18 protein-coding genes are annotated in these 15,667 nt (G+C 64.2%); 7 read left to right on the top strand and 11 right to left on the bottom strand.

What is annotated here, in order from left to right; all coding sequences use genetic code 11:
• Nucleotides 1-94: 94 nt before the first annotated feature.
• The 4 genes from AC05QJ_RS22165 (at nt 95) to AC05QJ_RS22150 (ending at nt 3,407) form a co-directional block, all read left to right on the top strand.
• The gene (locus AC05QJ_RS22165) at nt 95-499 is read left to right on the top strand and encodes a TraR/DksA family transcriptional regulator (protein WP_476743413.1); all 405 of its coding nucleotides are present in this window, start codon (nt 95-97) and stop codon (nt 497-499) included.
• A gap of 167 nt (nt 500-666) precedes the next feature.
• Nucleotides 667-2,331: a methyl-accepting chemotaxis protein gene (locus tag AC05QJ_RS22160; protein ID WP_476743412.1), complete on the top strand. Its 1,665-nt coding sequence runs from the start codon at nt 667-669 to the stop codon at nt 2,329-2,331.
• Nucleotides 2,332-2,745: 414 nt separating this feature from the next.
• Complete coding sequence (locus tag AC05QJ_RS22155) at nt 2,746-3,213, top strand: hypothetical protein (RefSeq protein ID WP_476743411.1); 468 nt, start codon at nt 2,746-2,748, stop codon at nt 3,211-3,213.
• The gene (locus AC05QJ_RS22150; protein WP_476743410.1) at nt 3,210-3,407 is read left to right on the top strand and encodes a hypothetical protein; all 198 of its coding nucleotides are present in this window, start codon (nt 3,210-3,212) and stop codon (nt 3,405-3,407) included. The genes AC05QJ_RS22155 and AC05QJ_RS22150 overlap by 4 nt, the downstream gene beginning before the upstream one ends.
• Here AC05QJ_RS22150 and AC05QJ_RS22145 read toward each other — a convergent pair.
• The 7 genes from AC05QJ_RS22145 to AC05QJ_RS22115 form a co-directional block, all read right to left on the bottom strand.
• Complete coding sequence (locus tag AC05QJ_RS22145; protein WP_476743409.1) at nt 3,404-3,766, bottom strand: Na+/H+ antiporter subunit G; 363 nt, start codon at nt 3,764-3,766, stop codon at nt 3,404-3,406. The genes AC05QJ_RS22150 and AC05QJ_RS22145 overlap by 4 nt on opposite strands.
• Nucleotides 3,763-4,041, bottom strand: coding sequence for a K+/H+ antiporter subunit F (locus AC05QJ_RS22140; protein WP_428579895.1), 279 nt, complete (start codon nt 4,039-4,041; stop codon nt 3,763-3,765). The genes AC05QJ_RS22145 and AC05QJ_RS22140 overlap by 4 nt, the downstream gene beginning before the upstream one ends.
• Entirely contained in the window at nt 4,038-4,526 is a 489-nt protein-coding gene (locus AC05QJ_RS22135) for a Na+/H+ antiporter subunit E (protein ID WP_476743408.1), read from the bottom strand. The genes AC05QJ_RS22140 and AC05QJ_RS22135 overlap by 4 nt, the downstream gene beginning before the upstream one ends.
• Complete coding sequence (locus tag AC05QJ_RS22130; protein ID WP_476743407.1) at nt 4,523-6,208, bottom strand: monovalent cation/H+ antiporter subunit D; 1,686 nt, start codon at nt 6,206-6,208, stop codon at nt 4,523-4,525. Before AC05QJ_RS22130 ends, AC05QJ_RS22135 begins: the two co-directional genes overlap by 4 nt.
• Nucleotides 6,205-6,549 carry a Na+/H+ antiporter subunit C gene (locus tag AC05QJ_RS22125; protein ID WP_476743406.1) on the bottom strand — a complete coding sequence of 115 codons (345 nt, stop codon included), beginning with the start codon at nt 6,547-6,549 and terminating at the stop codon, nt 6,205-6,207. The genes AC05QJ_RS22130 and AC05QJ_RS22125 overlap by 4 nt, the downstream gene beginning before the upstream one ends.
• Nucleotides 6,549-9,455 carry a monovalent cation/H+ antiporter subunit A gene (locus tag AC05QJ_RS22120; RefSeq protein ID WP_476743405.1) on the bottom strand — a complete coding sequence of 969 codons (2,907 nt, stop codon included), beginning with the start codon at nt 9,453-9,455 and terminating at the stop codon, nt 6,549-6,551. Before AC05QJ_RS22120 ends, AC05QJ_RS22125 begins: the two co-directional genes overlap by 1 nt.
• A gap of 147 nt (nt 9,456-9,602) precedes the next feature.
• Nucleotides 9,603-10,547 carry a DMT family transporter gene (locus tag AC05QJ_RS22115; RefSeq protein WP_476743404.1) on the bottom strand — a complete coding sequence of 315 codons (945 nt, stop codon included), beginning with the start codon at nt 10,545-10,547 and terminating at the stop codon, nt 9,603-9,605.
• A gap of 87 nt (nt 10,548-10,634) precedes the next feature.
• On the opposite strand from AC05QJ_RS22115, the gene AC05QJ_RS22110 reads away from it, so the two are divergent.
• The gene (locus AC05QJ_RS22110) at nt 10,635-11,198 is read left to right on the top strand and encodes a helix-turn-helix domain-containing protein (protein WP_476743403.1); all 564 of its coding nucleotides are present in this window, start codon (nt 10,635-10,637) and stop codon (nt 11,196-11,198) included.
• Between the two features lies 1 nt (nt 11,199).
• Here AC05QJ_RS22110 and AC05QJ_RS22105 read toward each other — a convergent pair whose 3' ends face one another.
• Nucleotides 11,200-11,748 carry a cysteine hydrolase family protein gene (locus AC05QJ_RS22105; protein WP_476743402.1) on the bottom strand — a complete coding sequence of 183 codons (549 nt, stop codon included), beginning with the start codon at nt 11,746-11,748 and terminating at the stop codon, nt 11,200-11,202.
• Between the two features lie 103 nt (nt 11,749-11,851).
• Between AC05QJ_RS22105 and AC05QJ_RS22100 the strand changes: the two genes are divergently transcribed.
• Nucleotides 11,852-12,823 (top strand): GlxA family transcriptional regulator, encoded by a 972-nt coding sequence (locus AC05QJ_RS22100; protein WP_476743401.1) that lies wholly within the window; start codon nt 11,852-11,854, stop codon nt 12,821-12,823.
• Between the two features lies 1 nt (nt 12,824).
• On the opposite strand, the gene soxR is transcribed toward AC05QJ_RS22100, so the two are convergent.
• Complete coding sequence (gene soxR, locus AC05QJ_RS22095; protein ID WP_476743400.1) at nt 12,825-13,274, bottom strand: redox-sensitive transcriptional activator SoxR; 450 nt, start codon at nt 13,272-13,274, stop codon at nt 12,825-12,827.
• Between the two features lie 115 nt (nt 13,275-13,389).
• On the opposite strand from soxR, the gene AC05QJ_RS22090 reads away from it, so the two are divergent.
• Nucleotides 13,390-13,761, top strand: a complete 372-nt coding sequence (locus AC05QJ_RS22090; RefSeq protein ID WP_476743399.1) for an antibiotic biosynthesis monooxygenase — start codon at nt 13,390-13,392, stop codon at nt 13,759-13,761.
• Here AC05QJ_RS22090 and AC05QJ_RS22085 read toward each other — a convergent pair.
• Entirely contained in the window at nt 13,756-14,526 is a 771-nt protein-coding gene (locus AC05QJ_RS22085) for an alpha/beta hydrolase family protein (protein ID WP_476743398.1), read from the bottom strand. The two genes, AC05QJ_RS22090 and AC05QJ_RS22085, sit on opposite strands and share 6 nt — an antisense overlap.
• The gene (locus tag AC05QJ_RS22080; RefSeq protein WP_476743397.1) at nt 14,513-15,622 is read right to left on the bottom strand and encodes a DUF3182 family protein; all 1,110 of its coding nucleotides are present in this window, start codon (nt 15,620-15,622) and stop codon (nt 14,513-14,515) included. Before AC05QJ_RS22080 ends, AC05QJ_RS22085 begins: the two co-directional genes overlap by 14 nt.
• Between the last annotated feature and the right edge of the window lie 45 nt (nt 15,623-15,667).

Here is a 15,667-nt window from a genome sequence, read left to right as displayed (position 1 = left end):
GTGCCTGTCGGTGCTTGAAGAATTCCGCTGTCGGTGGCCTTGCCGCCACGGCACCCGATTCGCCTAAATGCACGTATTTTTATTAGAGAAATCAATGACAAAGGAAAAGTTGCTGGCCATGCCGGCCGATGACTACATGAACGCCGAGCAACAGGCTTTCTTCGCCGATCTGCTGAAGCAGATGAAGGTGGAAACCCAGGAGCGCATCGAGCAGAGCCGTGTAACCATCGAAAGCCTGGACTCGCCTGCCGATCCTGCCGATGCCGCCTCGGTTGAAGAAGAGCGCCACTGGCTGGTCAACGCCATCGAGCGTGACCAGCGTCTGCTGCCGCAACTGGAGATGGCTCTGGATCGTATCGCCGACGACAGCTTTGGCTGGTGCGATGACAGCGGCGAGCCGATCGGGCTCAAGCGTCTGCTGATCAGTCCGACCACCAAATACTGTATCGAAGCGCAAGAGCGCCATGAGCAGCTGGACAAGCACCAGCGTCAGGTCTGATTGACGCGGTGGTTGGCGAGAACCCCGGGCCTCAGGTCCGGGGTTTTTGGTTTTTTGGGTAGTGGTTTTGCTGCCCTGCACTCCGTCACACCCCCATCACCGCAGCGTCCACGACGAAAAGGATATTGTCCTGAATCAAGACCCGACAGGCTTACGCCAAAGGAAGCATGGCTAATGGCGTTGTAGTGGCGTTTAATGGCCCGACAATAACAAGCGGAGCCATAGTCATGATGCGAGAAGGATCTCTGCCAGCCAGCCTGGCAAAACCAGACCCGTCACCGAAGGCAGCGCGCGGCTGGTCGGGCACGCTGTTGCAGAGCCTGGTCGTGGTGGTGTTGCTGGCGGCCATGGCCTTTGCCGATATCTCGTTCTGGTTCTGCCTGCCCCTGGCCCTGCTGGCGCTCTGGCTGCCTCATCTGCGCAGCCGCCCACGCGTCGAAGCGGTGGCGACCGGCGACCCTCTCGCCGAACTGACCCGCGACCTGGCACAGAGCACCAGCCACAATGCGCTGTCGGCCGCCGGTGTCGCCTATTCGGTCAAGCAACTGGCCGAGAAGCTGCAATCGCAACTGGCCTCGGCAGCGCGGATTGTCAGCAGCGCCGAGGTGATGATCGGCACCGAGAAGGTCACCTCCCAGCTCAGCCGCGACGCACTGGTTGCCGCCCAGCAGGCTCACGAAAGCAGCGCTGCCGGGCGTACCGTGCTGGCGCAGTCGATCCAGTTGATGCATGTGCTCAGTTCCCGCGCCAACGAAAGCCGCGAGCTCATCGAGGCCCTGCACCAGCGTAGCGAGGACATCGCCCGCGTGACCCTGGTGATTCAGGCGATCGCCAGCCAGACCAACCTGTTGGCCCTTAACGCTGCCATCGAGGCGGCCCGCGCCGGCGAACATGGCCGTGGTTTCGCGGTGGTGGCCGACGAAGTGCGAGGGCTGGCCGGGCGTACCGCCAGCGCCACCGAGGAAGTCGGCCTGATGGTCGCCGAAATCCAGCAGCGTACCGCCCAGGTGGTGGAGCAGATCCGCCAGCTCTCGGACGACCTGCACAGCGGCGTCGGCCAGGTGGAGCACACCGGCGAGCAACTGGACAGCATCGCCGGCCTGGCGGCGGGCGTCGAAGACCAGATCACCGAGATCGCCGAAGGCACCGAGTCTACCCGCACCCAGCTCGACAGCCTGTTCCAGGCAGTGGAGCAGATGCGCAGCGACCTGGCGGCCAGTGACCAGCAGACCCAGCGCCTGGCTCAAGCCGCGGTGCAGATGGAAGGGCAGGCCGAGAGCATCAGCGAGCGCCTGGCGGAGGTCGGGCTGGATGAGTATCACCAGCGGGTATTCGATCTGGCCCGACGCGGCGCCCAGCAGATCGCCGAGCGCTTCGAGGCGGATATCCGCGAGGGGCGCGTCAGCCTCGATGACCTGTTCGACCGCCAGTATCAGTTGCTGCCCGGCACTCGACCAGCACGCTACCGGACCCGCTTCGACCACTACACCGATCAGGTCCTGCCGGGTATCCAGGAGCCGCTGCTCAAGGAGCACGAAGGGCTGATCTATGTGATCGCCTGCACCCAGCAGGGGTATGTGCCGACCCACAACAATGCCTTCAACCAGCCGCTCACCGGTGACGAGGCCACCGATACCGCCCATAACCGCAGCAAGCGCAAGTTCGATGACCGCACCGGCATCCGCTGCGGCAGCCATCAGCAGAAGGTCCTGCTGCAGACCTATACCCGCGATACCGGCGAGCTGATGCACGATCTGTCCGTGCCGATCAAGGTCGATGGCCGGCACTGGGGCGGGCTGCGGCTAGGCTATCGTCCGGAAAGGATGCCTTAGCCACCGGAAGCTTCAAGCGGCAAGCGGCAAGAGGGCGCATCGACGCAGGATGTGTTTCTTGCAGCTTGCAGCTTGCAGCTTGCAGCTTGCAGCTTATTGCTTATTACTTAAAAACCCTCGACGGGTTTCCGTGTTTTCGGGCATATTCCATTTCCTGTTCCTGCAGCGACTGCATTTCTTCGCTCGTTAGCTGTCAGAGACTGTGTACCGGCCCAGCGAAACTCTCCCTGGAACGTTCATCGCCGGACAAAAGCTGGCAAGGAAAAGTGCGTTTTCCCACAGTGCGAGACGCCAATTAGCCGCTACTTTTTAGTTCCATATCATTAGTCTTTCGGACTTCGCATTTGAAGAACGGCGTTCCCGTGGATCCTTTTCGCCCGTGCGCCGCTGTGACATCGGTTTGAGGAATTTTCATTGGCAGTCAGCAATCTGGATATGCATACCCTGTTCGTGCTGGGCGATCTTCGCAGCAAACTGGTCAAACAGTTTCAGTCGCAGTACGTCTACGTGACCGAGCAGAGTCCCGAAGGCCTGTACATGGCCGAAATCGACACCGCCGAGGCGCTGGTGGTCGACGACAAGCAAGGTCTCGAACTGAAAGTCGGCGACCATTTCCGCGCCGCCGTGCTGCCAAGCCGCGAGGGTGGCAAGCTCGAGATCCGTTTCCGCGACATCAAGCAGACCGTCTACGGGGACCGCGACTATGCCTTTGTCACGGTGCCGGAAGGCGAGGGCATCGTGTTCCGTGAAGGCAGCGGCGTGGTCACGGTGTTCGCGGCGCGTGAACGCCTGACCGAGGGCCTCTCGAAGATCCTGAAGGCCGCCACCGCCAAGGCCGCCAAGTGGCGCAAGGGCGAGCTGACCTTCAAGGCCAGCGAGTGAGCGGACGCCGCGAGTTTCACACTGCCCATCAGTCGCGCGCCGAGGAGCAGGCGCGCCAGTGGCTGGCGCGTCGCGATGAATTGCAAGGGCAGTGGCTGACCTGGGTGGCTGGTCAGTTGTATCAGCTCGAGCCGGCCGAATATGCCGCGATGGTCAGGCGCGAGTTGCAGCGCCTGACCGGAGCCCAGGATTAGCGGGCCTGGTCGGGCCCGCTGCTGACTTCGCCGGGTACATCCTCGCCGGCCATGCGCTTGCGAAACAGCGCGGTACGGGCCAGCAGCAGGGTGGTCACCGGTACGGTGATCGACAGCAGGATGGGAATCAGCCAGGCGTGCAGTACCGGGGTTTCCTTCAGTCCGGAAAAGTACAGGATCGAGGCCAGCGACACGCACCACGCTCCGAAGGTCGAGGCCAGGGCCGGTGGATGCATGCGCTGGAAGAAGTCCTTCAGGCGCAGCAGGCCCAGGGCGCCGGTCAGGGCGAACAGGCTGCTGGCCAGAATCAGTGCTGCGGTCAGCAGCTCCAGCCAGAACGGCAATACCGGAGCGGTCATTCGATCACCTCGCCACGCAGCAGGAACTTGGCCAGGGCGAACGAGCCCACGAAGCCGAACAGCGCGATCAGCAGCGCCCCCTCGAAGTAGGTATCGCTGGCATAGCGGATACCCAGCACCAGCATGGTCAGCATCCCCAGCATGTACAGATAGTCCAGCGCCAGCACCCGGTCCTGGGCCGATGGCCCGCGGAATACGCGGACCAGGGTCAGGGCCATGGCGATGGCGAAGATGAACAGGCTGGCGATGATGGCGTTGGCGAGCAGCCCCGTCATTCGAAGATCTCCATCAGCGGACGTTCATAAGTGGTCTTGAAGTGGTCGATGAAGGCGGCCTCATCGTCCAGATCGAAGACGTGCAGCAGCAGCACGCTGCGGTTCAGTGCCAGCTCCGACCAGACCGTGCCGGGAACCACCGTGGTGATCATCGACAGGGCCGCCAGGCCGTGGGCGTCGCGCAGGTCCAGGGGAATGTGCACGAACTGCGAGCGTGGCGGCTTGCGGTCCAGGGTCCAGACGCTGCGGAACACCTGCAGGTTGGACACCAGCACATCCAGGCCGACCCGCAGAATCAGGCGAACGATGGTGCCGGGACGACGGATGCGCGCCTGCAGCGGCCGCAAGGGCGCCATCAGCAATGGCGCGAGAATCCCCAGCAGGATCGCCAGCAGGATGTTGCCCGGGCTCACCGACAGGTTGAGGACCAGCCACAGCACGGCCAGGGACAGGGACAGCAACGGCGCGGGAAAGAGTCGGTTCATGGCTGCACCTGCCTGAGGCTGTCGAGGGTGGTCGGACCCGGGATGGAGCGAGTGCCGAGCACCGCCTCGATATAGACGGCCGGGTCCTTGAGACTGGCGGCGGTGTCCTGGGCGTAGCGCATCAGGGGTTCGGCCCACAGGCTGAGCACGACGCACAGACCGAGCAGGGCGACGATAGGCACGCACTCATACATCCGCAGCAACGGCGACGGGCGCTCCTGGGGCGTCCAGAAGCGTTGGATGCCGACCCGTACCAGAGCGATCAGCGATGCCAGGCCGGACAGCACCAGCAGGGCTACCAGCCCCCAGGTGGCGGGCGCGACCGGCTGCTCGGCCGTGGCGCCCAGGCCTTGCGGGTTGAACAGCGCAGTGATCAGGCTGAACTTGCCGACGAAACCCGACAGTGGTGGCATGCCGATCACCAGCAGGGCGCAGGCGATGAAGCTGAAGCCGAGGAAGGCCATCGTCCAGGGAATGACCTGGCCGACCACGGCTTTCTGCTCGTCATCAAGGTTGATGCCCTTGGGCGGCTGCAGCGATTCCAGCGGTGAAGGCATCAGGTCTTCTTCTTCCTCGTCAGGCACCTGGTTGGCCGAGCGCGAGCGTTCGATCAGCTCGGCGAGCATGAACAATGCGCACAACGCCAGGGTCGAGCTGACCAGGTAGAACAGCGCTGCGGAGGTGATCGCGGCCTGGCCGAAGCCAATGGCCGCCAGCAGCGTGCCGGCCGAAACCAGGATGCTCAGGCTGGCCATGCGTTCCAGGCGCTGGGCGGCGAGGATCGAGACCGCCGCACAGGCCAGGGTCGCCAGGCCGCCGTAGACCAGCCACTGCCCGCCAAAAAACGCCGAAGCGCCGGCCTCCCCGGAAAACAGCAGGGTCCAGAGGCGCAGCAAGGTGTAGATGCCGACCTTGGTCATGATCGCGAACAACGCCGCCACAGGCGCGCTGGCCGAGGAATAGGCCGGCACCAGCCAGAAGTTCAGTGGCCAGATACCGGCCTTGGCGAGGAAGGCGATGGCGAGGATTGCCGCGCCGGCGTGCAACAGGCCACGATCGGCCTCCGACACCAGCGGGATCTTCACCGCCAGGTCGGCCATGTTCAGGGTACCGGTGACGCCGTAGAGCATGGCCGCGCCGATCAGGAACAGCGACGAGGCGAACAGGTTGATGGCGATATAGTGCAGGCCGGCCTTGACCCGCGAGCGTCCCGACCCGTGCAGCAGCAAGCCGTAGGACGCCGCCAGCAGCACTTCGAAGAACACGAACAGGTTGAACAGGTCACCCGTGAGGAATGCGCCGTACAGCCCCATCAACTGGATCTGGAACAGCGCGTGGAAACTGGCGCCAGCACGGTCCCAGCGGGCGAGGGCAAAGAGCAGGGCGCTGCTGCCGACCACACCGGTCAGCACCAGCATCAGCGCCGACAGCCGATCGAGCACCAGCACGATGCCGAACGGGGCAGCCCAGTTGCCCGGCAGGTAGACCCCGATGGAGGTGGCCTGGCCTTGGTCCTTCACCCACAGCAGCAGGCTGATGGCGACCCCGAGGCCGGCGAGGGTCGACAGCAGGTTGATCCGGGCCTTCAGCGGTCGGCGTTTCTCGCCGAGCAGCAGCAACAGAGACGCGGTCAGCAGCGGCAGCAGGATGGGCGCGACGATCAGTTGTTGCATGACACTCATTCGTTCGGCTCCCGTCCATCGACATGGTCAGTGCCGGTCAAGCCCCGGGATGCCAGCAGCACCACAAGGAACAGTGCGGTCATGGCGAAGCTGATGACGATGGCCGTCAGAACCAGCGCCTGGGGCAGCGGATCGGTGTAGTTGAGCAGGTCCTGCGGCACGCCGTCCTTGATGATGGGTTCCTTGCCGATGAACAGGCTGCCCATGCTGAAGATGAACAGATTGACCCCGTAGGACAGCAGGCACAGGCCCATGATTACCTGGTAGGTCCTCGGGCGCAGGATCAGCCAGACGCCCGAGGCGGCGAGCACGCCGATGGCGATTGCGATGACTTCTTCCATCAGCTGGCTCCTTGAACGGTGGTTTTCGGTGGACGATGCGCACGTACCGACTGGTGCGCCAGGGCGGTGAGGATCAGCAGCGTCGAGCCGACGACCACGGTGAACACGCCGACATCGAAGAACAGCGCGCTGGCTACGTGCAGATCACCCAGCACCGGCAGGTGCAGGTGGGCGGTGTGGGTGGTGAGGAACGGGTAGCCGAAGAACAGCGCGCCGACGCCGGTGAGCGTGGCGCAGAGCAGCCCGGTACCCATCCAGCGCAGCGGCCGCAGGCTCATCTGCGCCTCGACCCACTGGGTGCCGGCGACCATGTACTGGAGGATGAAGGCCACCGACATCACCAGGCCGGCGACGAAGCCGCCGCCCGGCTGGTTGTGGCCGCGCATGAACAGGTACATCGACACCAGCAGCGCCATCGGCAGCAGCAGGCGCACCAGCACCGCCGGCACCATCATGAAGCCCAGGGCAGTGTCGGCAGCGTGCCGCGGGTTGACCAGGTCGGTGACCATGTCCGGTGCCAGCGAACGCTGCTGGGCCGGGAGCTGGATGCTTTCCTTCGGCGGACGGAAGCGGCGCAGGAGGGCGAATACGGTCAGGGCCACGGCCACCAGCACGGTGATCTCGCCGAGGGTATCGAAGCCACGGAAGTCCACCAGCATCACATTGACCACGTTGGTGCCCCCGCCCTCCGGCAAGGCGCGACTGAGGTAGAAGGACGAGATGACGTTCGGCGTCGGCCGGGTAAGCATCGCGTACGACAACGCCGCCATGCCACCGCCCACCAGTACCGCCAGCACCAGGTCGCGCAGACGGCGCAGGCGTGCCCGCTCCTGGGAGCCGGCCAGCGGCGAGACGCCTTCGATACGTCGTGGCAGCCAGCGCAGGCCGAGCAGGATCAGCACGGTCGTGACCACTTCTACCACCAGTTGGGTCAGGGCCAGGTCTGGCGCGGAGAACCAGACGAAGGTGATGCAGGTCATCAGGCCGCAGACGCTGACCATGATCAGCGCCGCGAGACGGTGGTACTTGGCCTGCCAGGCGGCGCCGATGGCGCAGGCGATGGCGATCAGCCAGAGCATGACGAACACCCCGGAGCCCGGGATCTTCGGCCGGTCGCCCCAGCTCATGCCGTGGTAGAGCAGCGGCGTCATGCCGGCCAGCAGTGCCGCCAGCACCAGCATGAACAGCTGCTTCTGCAGGCGCCGGGTGGTGAGCACCCGCTCGATCCGCCGCGCGGTGCGCATCAGCAACACCTGGGCGTGTTCGAACAGGCGCTTGCCGTTGAACCGCTCGATCACTGGCGGATAGCGGAAGCGGCCCTGGCGCAACTGCGCACGCAATACCAGATAGAGCAGGATGCCGCCGCACATGGCGATCAGGCTCATCATCAGCGGGGCGTTCCAGCCGTGCCAGACTGCCAGGCTGTATTCCGGCAGAGTGCCGCCGACCACGGGCAGTGCTGCGGCAGCCAATAGTGGGCCGACCGACTGGGCGGGGAAAATGCCCACCACCAGGCAGGTCAGCACCAGCAGCTCGACCGGTGCGCGCATCCAGCGCGGCGGTTCGTGCGGGGTGTGGGGCAGGTCGGTGGCGGTCGGGCCGAAGAACACGTCCACGGTGAAACGCAAGGCGTAGGCCACGCTGAAGGTACCGGCCAGCGTAGCGATGATCGGCAGGGTGGTTTCGACCCAGGCCGTGGAGGTAATGAACACCGTCTCGGCGAAGAACATCTCTTTCGACAGGAAACCGTTCATCAACGGCACCCCGGCCATCGACGCACTGGCGACCATGGCCAGGGTGGCGGTAAAGGGAATCAGGCGGAACAGGCCGCTGAGCTTGCGGATGTCGCGGGTGCCGCTTTCGTGGTCAATGATCCCCGCGGCCATGAACAGCGAGGCTTTGAAGGTGGCGTGGTTGAGGATATGGAACACCGCCGCCACGGCCGCCAGCGGGCTGTTGAGACCCAGCAGCAGGGTGATCAGGCCGAGGTGGCTGATGGTGGAATAGGCCAGCAGGCCCTTGAGGTCGTTCTGGAACATGGCCGCGTAGGCGCCCAGCAACAGGGTGCAGGCCCCGGCGCCGCCGACGATCCAGAACCATTCCTCGCTGCCGGAAAGTACCGGCCAGAGCCGCGCCAGAAGAAAGACCCCGGCCTTGACCATGGTTGCCGAGTGCAGGTACGCCGACACCGGGGTGGGGGCCGCCATCGCGTGGGGCAGCCAGAAGTGGAAGGGGAATTGCGCGCTCTTGCTCAGGGCACCCAGCAGGATAAGTGGCAGCAGGACCGGGTACAGGGCGTGGTTGCGGATGGCGTCGCCGGACGCCAGCACGCGGTCCAGGTCATAGCTGCCGACCACATGGCCGAGCAGGATCACCCCTGCCAGCAGGCACAGGCCGCCGGCTCCGGTGACCATCAGCGCCATGTAGGCGCCACGGCGGGCGTCGGCGCGGTGGTGCCAGTAGCCGATCAGCAGGAAGGAAAACAGGCTGGTGAGTTCCCAGAAGAACACGATCTGGATCAGGTTGCCGGAGATCACCAGGCCCAGCATGGCGCCCATGAAGGCGAGGAAGAAGGCGAAAAAGCGTGGTACCGGGTCTTGCGGTGACATGTAGTAGCGCGCGTACAGCGACACCAGCGTGCCGATGCCCAGCACCAGCAAGGAGAACAGCCAGGCGAAACCATCCATGCGCAGGATGACGTTGAGCCCCATGCTCGGCAGCCAGAGGATTTCCTCGCGGATCACGCCGCCATCGGCGATCTGCGGATACAGCATGGCGACCTGCACGGTGCCGACCAGGGCCACGAGGCCGGCCAGCAGCGACTCCGAGTTACGCGCGTTGTGCGGCAGGACACCTGCCAGACAGCTCCCAACAAACGGCAGAAGCAGTAGAACTATCAAGGACATAGATATCTAATCTGCGGAAATTTGCAGGAGATCATACGGAACGGCTCGGGGATCACCAACCTCGAAGCTGTCGCAGAATCCTACAAGAATTGTAAGAAAAATCTTTTTTCTTATAACAGTTTCCGCATGACGAGAACCCGGTTTCCTTCAAACGCCCGGGTCGGCCTCCTTCTCGTCGGCGGTGGACATCGCCGGTTTTTCTTCCTGACGTCTGATCTTCAACTCACTCACCACCACGGCGATGACGATCAGTGCGCCACCGATCAGGGCCAGGCCCGGAAGACGGTCACCGGCGATACGTCCGACAATTCCCGCCCAGACCGGTTCACCGGCGTAGATCAGCGTAGCGCGTGTGGGTGAAACCGACTTCTGTGCCCAGTTCATTGCAACCTGGATCACCGCACTCATGGCGCCGAGGCCGATCGCGGAAGTCAGCAGCAGCCACGAGAAATCCGGCAGGCGTTCCTGGGTCGGGACCACCATCATGAACGACAGCGCCGACGCGGTGGCCAGTTGCACCACGGTGACCCGGCGTACATCGACTTTTCCGGCGTAGTTGCCGATCAGAATGATTTCGGCGGCAATTGCCACGGCGCTCACCAGGGTGGCGATTTCGCCAGCGCTGAAGTGCACCGAACCCCCGGTCGGGCCGGCCAGCAGCATCAGGCCGGAGAACGCGAGGGCAATACCGAGGCTGGGCATCAGTCCGGGACGACGGCCCAGTACCAGCCATTGCAGCAGCGGCACGAAGGGCACGTAGAGCGCGGTGATGAACGCCGACTGGCTGCTGCTGATGGTCTGCAACCCCACGGTCTGCAAGCCATAGCCGAGCATGATCGACACCCCGATCAACACTCCGGCCTTCAGTTCCAGCAGGGTCAGCCCCGGCAGCGAGCGGAAACAGATGGCGCCGACGAACAGCGCGGCGGCGGCGAAACGCAGGCCGACGAAGAACATCGGACCGCTGACGGTCATGACGTTGTGCACGATCAGGAAGGTGCCGCCCCACAGCATGGTGATGAACACCAGGACCAGTTCTGCCTTGCTCAGGCGGAACGTGAAAGCGGGACGCGCGGGATTGGGAGTGGTCATGAGCTTGCACACGAAAGAAGAGGCGACGCACAATGCGCGGCAAAGTTGGGCAGTATACTGCGCAAATCCCTTCGAGTGAGCATCTACGTGGACAAAGATTCCAATTCGCGCGCGTCTGTCTTGCAACACGTCAGTCAGAATGTGCGCCGCCTGCGGCACGATGCCGGGCTGAGCCAGAGCGCCCTGGCCGAGCGTTCGGGCGTGAGCCGGCGCATGCTGGTGGCGATCGAGGCCGGGGAGAAGAATGTCAGCCTGTCGACGCTCGACCTGATCGCCGAAGCCCTCGGCGTAGCGTTCAGCGATCTGATCAAGGCGCCGGACAACCGTGATTCCAGTCGCATCAACGAGCTGGCCTGGGCTGGCGAGTATGCCGGCAGCAAGGCGGTACTGCTGGCCAGCACGCCGGCGCGCCGCGAAGTGGAGCTGTGGGAGTGGCGCCTGGAGCCGGGCGAGCACTACGTCACCCACTGCGACCCCGAGGGCTTCAGCGAGCAGATCTTCGTCTTCGAGGGTTGCCTGACCCTGTTGATCGACGGCCAGGAGCAGCGGCTGGTTGCCGGCGAGTTCATCAGCTACGCCAGCAACCGTGCCCATGGTTATCGCAACGACGGCGAGGTGGCCGTGCGTTTTGTACGCAATGTGGTGATCTGACTCAGGCAGCCAGCCATTGCTCGGTGGAGATCACCTTGGCGTAGCCGAACGCCAATGCGGCCATGTAGGCCGCATGTACTTGGGCTGCCGGCACGTTCACGCCGTTGAATTCAAGGTCGCGGCTGGCGCAGGCGTCGTGCAGTACGGTGACGTTGTAGCCGAGGTCTGATGCGGCGCGGGTGGCGCCGTCGACACAGACGTGGCTCATGTTGCCGACGATGGTCAGGTCGGTGATCCGCTGTTCTTCGAGCAGGCCCGGCAGTGGTGTGTCGAGGAAGGCGTTGACCTTGTGCTTGAGCACGACCGCTTCGCCTTCGGCCACCGCCACCTTCGAATGAATCCGCGCGCCTTCCGAACCCGGCACGAAGAAGGGCGCGTCGGCGGATTCGAACTCATGCCGCACGTGCACCACCAGGTCGCCTCTGGCGCGGGCCGCGGCCAGAGCCTTGGCGGCATTGTCAGCGGCAGCTTCGACACCGGCCAGCGTCCACTTGCCGCCGGGGAAATAGTCGTTCTGGATGTCGATGATGATCAGGGCGTGCTTGCTCATGTTGCTTCCTCAGAAGGATGGTGACGTTGTGGTGGATAGTTATAGGCTTGCCCGGCGCTTCTGAAGATTGGCGCGACCGACAATTTGACGGGAAAAACTGACAATGACCTGTACGGGCGAGCCGACCGAGATCGGCATCCTGGTGTACCCGGGGGCGCAGCAAGCGGCGGTGCATGGCCTGACCGACCTGTTCGCAGTGGCCAATCGCGTGGCCATCGACATGGGCGCCCGGCAGCTTGCGCCATTGCGGGTGTGTCACTGGCAGGAAGTGGAGGGCCGTCTGGCGACGACCTTCGACAGCCACCCGCGGGCAAGTCATAAACCGCGCGCGATGATCGTGCCGCCCAGCCTCGGTTCGGAATTGAGCACGCAGACACTCGAGCGCCATCGCCAGCAATTGCGCGACTGGCACGCCGACGGCGCATTGCTTGCCTCGGTCTGTGTCGGCGTGTTCTTCATCGCCGCCAGTGGCCTGATCGATGGCCGTTCGGCGTCGACCCACTGGACCTTTGCCCAATCGCTGGCCGAGCGTTTCCCGCAGGTGAAAGTGGAGGCCAATGTTCCGCTGCTGGACGACGGCGATGTGATCACCAGTGCCGGGCTCATGGCCTGGACCGACGTGGGACTGAACCTGGTGGAGCGCTTCCTGGGGCAGACCCTCGCAGCGGAAACCGCGCGTTTTCTGGCGGTGGAGCGAATTCAGCTGAAACCGGCCGGCAGCACTTTCAGCCCGCGTCTGGATCACGGCGACGAAGCGGTGTTGAAGGTCCAGCACTGGCTGCAGAGCACCGGGGCGCGGGAGGTCAGTGTTGCGGTGATGGCCGAATGTGCCGGGCTGGAGGAGCGTACTTTTCTGCGGCGCTTTCGCAGCGCCACAGGGTTGAAACCGACCGAATACTGTCAGCAAGTCCGGGTCGGCCGGGCCTGCCGCATGCTGGAATTCACCCGCCGCAGCATCGATCAGATCGCCTGGGGCGTCGGCTATCAGGACCCGGGTGCTTTTCGCAAGGTGTTTCACAAGGTCACCGGGCTGGCGCCAAGCGACTACCGACGCCAGGTCACGGGTCAGGCTTGAGTCACTGATTCTGCGTGGACGCTGGCGGGTGCGGGCCGGGACCCTGCTCGGCCAACTGGTCCTGGTAATTGCGCAGCGGACAGCTCTGCATCGACATGCAGCCGCAGCCGATGCAGCCGTCGAGCTGGTCGCGCAGCATCATCAGGTTTTCGATCCGTTCGGTCAGGTCGTCACGCCATTGCGCTGACAGCCGCCGCCAGTCCGCAGCGCTCGGCGCGCGATGGCTCGGCAGGCTGCTCAGGGCGTCATGAATGCTCGACAGCGGCAGGCCGAGGCGTTGCGCCATCTTGATCACCGCCACCCGGCGCAGGGTCTCCCGCGGAAAGCGCCGCTGATTGCCAGCGCTGCGGGTACTGAAGATCAGCCCTTTGCTTTCGTAGAAATGCAACGCGGTCACCGCCACGCCGCTGCGTGCGGCGAGCTGACCGACGCTGAGGCTTTTGTCTTCCATGAAAGATTCTCTTGACCTTGAGTTAACTGGAGGTTTTACCGTGCCGGACCAGGTATCACAAGTGGGCAGGCTACTGCCCTGGCAGATGTTTCCGGCATGAAAAGGGGAAAGGTTGATGACGCCGACAGGCAACACCCTGTGTTTCACCCAACTGATCGAATTCGAAGTGGTGCCGCGGCACCAGCAGGCGCTGGCTGAGGCGCTCTCCGTCCGCAGCGAACGCCTGGCCTTCGAGCATGCGGGCCTGGTGGGCGTCAGCGTGCAGGCCAGCGACGACGGGAGTCGCGTGCTGCACTATCTGCAATGGCAATCGCGTTCCGATTGGGAGGCGGCTATCGGCAGCTTCGACCGGGAACCGTTTCTCGATCTGTTGCGCGAGCACCAGGCGCGAGGGGTGAATTTCTCGGCTTTCCAGACGCTGAGCAGCCTGGCGCGCACGGCCGAAGGCGGCCTGCACTGCCAGGTCACGGCGCTGCCGGGGTCATGAGTACCAGGGCGAGTGGTGCGGGTAGCGATCCAGTCGCGCGCCAATGACCATCTCGCTGATCCAGGCTGACAGCAGCGCGCTGTAGGCCTTCTGGCTGCGGTCGCTGGACAGCGCGTGATCGGCGCCGTCGACGATGCGGTGGGTCAGCGAATGGGCGCATACGAAGGCCGAGCGGTAACTCATCAATGTACTGTGGGGCACATAGTCATCGGTCTCCGACTCCACCAGCAGCACGTCACCGCTGAATTCCGCGCAGGCCGCCAGCGCGCGGTTGTCGCCGGGGCCGAGGGTCATCAGCCGGTATTGTGACAGGCGCTGGCGATCGAGGGCCTGCTTGGGCTGGCTCCACTCGTCGTCCCAATACAGCGCCGGTACTCGCAGTGCCAGCCATTTCACCGGGCGCTGGCGGGTGAGCAGGGTGGCCAGGTAGCCGCCGTAGCTGCTGCCAATCACCGCGATGGAGCTGGTATCCACCGCCGGGTGGCTGACCAGCTTGTCGTAGGCCGCCAGCAGATCGGCGAAGTTCTGTTCGCGGGTGACGCTGCGTCGCTGGCTTTCGGTCTTCTCATGGCCGCGCAGGTCGAAGGTCATGCACACGCAACCCAGGCCGGTGATCTGCTTGGCCCTTGCCAGGTCGCGCTGCTGACTGCCGCCCCAGCCGTGGACGAAGAGAATGCCCGGTACTTTCGGGCTCGGGCTGAGCAGGGTGCCGGCGATGGTTTCGCCGTCGACCAGGATGTCGAGGCTTTCGCTATGGATGGTCATAGTCGCGGATCCTCGCGTATTTGCAGATTCGTCCGACTTCACGGTCGTCCCCCTGATAGAAAAGCGTGGCGTCGGCGGGTAGTTGCCCCTCGCCGAACACCTCGTGGGTTGAGGCGCGAATGCGTTGCAGCGCCGGATCGTCGGCGAAGGCGCGCAGGGCCAGCAATTCGGCGCTGCTGGCTCCGCCGATACGCCAGGACTGCTCCAGTACGCCGCTGCGGGTGCTGCCCTGGGCTGTCAGGCCGCGAGCCACGTCGTAATTGCGCCGGGAAGCGAGAAAGCCGGGAAATGACTGCATCGCGGCATGCTCGTAGGTATGTGCCTGGGTGATCGCCAGGCGCAGCGGGTCTTCAAGCTCCAACTGCAGCAGCGCGTCATAGCCGCCGCGTACCAGCACCAGGTCGGAGCCGCCATAGACCGACTCGCCCTGATGGTCGCGGGTAAGGCTCTGCACGCCGTAATAGCTGCAGACAATCCCGGCCACCAGTGCCTGGCCGACACTGAAGGTCTCGACCTGGCCAAGGTTTTCTTCCAGCACCAGGCCCCACAGTGCCAGTTCGTCTGGGTCCATGTCCTGCAACAGCGCATCGAGCGCGGCGATGTCGTCGATGACAACCTGGCCGCGCCCGGCGGTGGCACGCACAGGTTTCACCCGCAGCGGTCCGTCCTGCAGCAGTAGCGGCGCGGCGCGCAAGGCGTCTGCGGTACTGAAGACCGTGTAGCCCTTGAGCAACGCATCGCTGGCGTGGCGCGCGAAGTCGTTGGTCCAGCCGGGCGGAAAACTGGCATTGGCGGGCAATGGGTGAGAAATGGCCTTGGTGGCCATGTAGGGGTGGTCAACCATGCCGCCGAAGAAATCGGTGATCGAGGTGATGCCCAGCGGGCGTTGGAGTGCCGGGTCGATCAGTGTCGTCGTGGGCAGGTAGTAGAGGTTACCGCTGTCATCGGGTGCGGCGTCCACTACGTCGGTGTGCAGCAGCGCGGCAAGGTGTTGGGCCAGCTTGCAGTGAACCGCGTGCTCGTGGTCAGGGGTACTTTCCCGGTTGTCGAGCAACAGCACGCCGTGCTTGCGATGTGTCGGGCGGGGCATGGGCAATGCTCCAGCAGCTAGGGATATCTGTTGTGAAACGCGAGAGATGGA

Source organism: Pseudomonas sp. TUM25319 (genome assembly GCF_056388475.1).
Note: the sequence above shows the minus strand (reverse complement) of the source record. Positions and strands in the feature narration are given on the sequence as shown.

Excerpts from the sequence above, each read along its gene's own strand:
- AC05QJ_RS22085 (WP_476743398.1), bottom strand. The coding sequence starts at position 14,526 with ATGACCATCCATAGCGAAAGCCTCGACATCCTGGTCGACGGCGAAACC.
- AC05QJ_RS22135 (WP_476743408.1), bottom strand. The coding sequence starts at position 4,526 with ATGAACCGACTCTTTCCCGCGCCGTTGCTGTCCCTGTCCCTGGCCGTG.
- AC05QJ_RS22160 (WP_476743412.1), top strand. The coding sequence starts at position 667 with ATGGCTAATGGCGTTGTAGTGGCGTTTAATGGCCCGACAATAACAAGC.
- AC05QJ_RS22090 (WP_476743399.1), top strand. The coding sequence starts at position 13,390 with ATGACGCCGACAGGCAACACCCTGTGTTTCACCCAACTGATCGAATTC.
- AC05QJ_RS22105 (WP_476743402.1), bottom strand. The coding sequence starts at position 11,748 with ATGAGCAAGCACGCCCTGATCATCATCGACATCCAGAACGACTATTTC.
- AC05QJ_RS22115 (WP_476743404.1), bottom strand. The coding sequence starts at position 10,547 with ATGACCACTCCCAATCCCGCGCGTCCCGCTTTCACGTTCCGCCTGAGC.
- AC05QJ_RS22130 (WP_476743407.1), bottom strand. The coding sequence starts at position 6,208 with ATGAGTGTCATGCAACAACTGATCGTCGCGCCCATCCTGCTGCCGCTG.
- AC05QJ_RS22125 (WP_476743406.1), bottom strand. The coding sequence starts at position 6,549 with ATGGAAGAAGTCATCGCAATCGCCATCGGCGTGCTCGCCGCCTCGGGC.
- soxR (WP_476743400.1), bottom strand. The coding sequence starts at position 13,274 with ATGGAAGACAAAAGCCTCAGCGTCGGTCAGCTCGCCGCACGCAGCGGC.
- AC05QJ_RS22165 (WP_476743413.1), top strand. The coding sequence starts at position 95 with ATGACAAAGGAAAAGTTGCTGGCCATGCCGGCCGATGACTACATGAAC.
- AC05QJ_RS22100 (WP_476743401.1), top strand. The coding sequence starts at position 11,852 with ATGACCTGTACGGGCGAGCCGACCGAGATCGGCATCCTGGTGTACCCG.
- AC05QJ_RS22120 (WP_476743405.1), bottom strand. The coding sequence starts at position 9,455 with ATGTCCTTGATAGTTCTACTGCTTCTGCCGTTTGTTGGGAGCTGTCTG.
- AC05QJ_RS22140 (WP_428579895.1), bottom strand. The coding sequence starts at position 4,041 with ATGACGGGGCTGCTCGCCAACGCCATCATCGCCAGCCTGTTCATCTTC.
- AC05QJ_RS22145 (WP_476743409.1), bottom strand. The coding sequence starts at position 3,766 with ATGACCGCTCCGGTATTGCCGTTCTGGCTGGAGCTGCTGACCGCAGCA.